Origin of the sequence: Vibrio sp. Sgm 5 (genome assembly GCF_026241575.1) — a bacterium.
GTDB lineage: Bacteria > Pseudomonadota > Gammaproteobacteria > Enterobacterales > Vibrionaceae > Vibrio > Vibrio jasicida.
Genome location: NZ_JAPHPY010000118.1, coordinates 1 through 1,629 on the forward strand (window position 1 = coordinate 1; position 1,629 = coordinate 1,629).

The following is a 1,629-nucleotide window of genomic DNA, read 5'->3' on the forward strand; positions in this document are numbered from 1 at the left end:
GAAGTGAAACGAATTAGCGCCGATGGTAGTGTGGGGTTTCCCCATGTGAGAGTAGGACATCGCCAGGCTTTAAATTTGAAGAAGCCCACTCGAAAGAGTGGGCTTTTTTGCATTTGGAGCAAAGTAAATTTGAGAACTCCTCTATAAAGGCACATCACTTTCTAAAGTCTGTATATCTTTCCTGTTTACTATATTGATCATTAGATAGTGCTAACGCACTACCTAGTCTCTCACAATGTCACCACCTTCCACGCCTCTAGAACAGCCTTAAGCTCGTTGTTAAAACATATTGGGCATGCCTAGCCTCATACTAGATGTAGGCATAAGAGCTAAGTGTGAGCGTTTTAAGGGAGACGTGGGACGTTGGGTAGTATGGATGATAAAGCTGAGGGGTTAAGAAACTTTTTGGATTCTTAAGTTGGTAGAGTGCTGAAGTTTGACGTCAGGAATATTGCCATGATACAGAGTGACTTGATTACGTCCGGAGTGTTTTGAGTAATACATGGCTTTATCTGCGTTAACCATTAACTCTTTTGCGCTCAATACTTGCCCGTCATACTCCGCGACACCAATGCTAACCGTTGTACTGATTTCGATACCATCTATTTTGCATGGCGCGTTTTGGATCGCTTGTCTGATCCTTTCTGCTATCTCATAGGCTTGTATTGCGCTGGTGTTGGTTAGGATCACAGCAAATTCTTCCCCTCCTAAACGACCAATAAAGTCAGTTCCACGGATTGCACGTTGGCAAATCTTGGCCACATGATTGATCACTTGATCGCCGGAGAAGTGCCCAACCTGATCGTTGATCTCTTTGAAGTGATCAATATCAATCATAACGCAAGTTAGGGTTTGAGATGGATGCGAATGCGAGCTCAGAGACCTATCTAGGCTTGTTAGGAATGCTCGGCGATTCAACACACCTGTTAATTCATCTGTCTCTGAGAGCTCTTTGAGGCGCCTTTCTAGCAGATGCGTTTTGGTGACATCACGCACGGACCAAATCACCAAGTTTTCATCACCTTGAATGCTTTCTACGGGTTTAATGATCGCTTCAAACCACGTTTCTTCTGGGTTTTCTAATGCTTCTAGTTCTTCTATTGGCATTAAAAGGTGGTCTTGCAGAGCGATACTGTATTTGACGACCTTAGGCTCGTTAGAGTGAAGCACATCGTTAATATAACCGATTAACTCAGCGGCTTTACTCGGCGATAAAACATCGTTTAACGTGAGGTTGGTGTAGCTTTGTGCATTGAAGTGTTTTGAATTGTAAGTACCACCGAAACTTTCGATATAGCGGCCTTGCTCATTGAGGATAAAGACATGATCAGGGAGGGTATTCAAAATGGCATGAAGCCAATCGTCCCTTTCTTTGTAAATCATGAGGTTAGTTCCTTTATCCAATGTAAGTTGTTGATTATATCTGTTTGTATTGAGTTCACAATCAATACTGATCACAGTTCAAAGCATCAGGCTTGACTAATGTTTGTACAAAGGTGAGGGAGAAGCGTTTGGAAGAGTTGAAGTGTCAGGAGCTTGAAGCTAATAAACTTGAACTCGGGATAAAAAAATAGAAGTGAACTAAAAGCTGGTTCTGCGATCAGATCTTTCAACCAAGAGAGAACAATC

Annotated in this window: 1 protein-coding gene; it reads right to left on the reverse strand. The window is 42.4% G+C overall.

Annotated features, from left to right (window positions below; genetic code table 11):
* Positions 1–393 precede the first annotated feature (393 nt).
* Positions 394–1,383, reverse strand: a complete 990-nt coding sequence (locus tag OQJ86_RS26240; protein ID WP_265992231.1) for a sensor domain-containing diguanylate cyclase — start codon at positions 1,381–1,383, stop codon at positions 394–396.
* Between the last annotated feature and the right edge of the window lie 246 nt (positions 1,384–1,629).

Bases quoted from the DNA above. Each gene is read 5' to 3' on its own strand.
- OQJ86_RS26240 (WP_265992231.1), bottom strand. From the start codon at position 1,383: ATGATTTACAAAGAAAGGGACGATTGGCTTCATGCCATTTTGAATACC.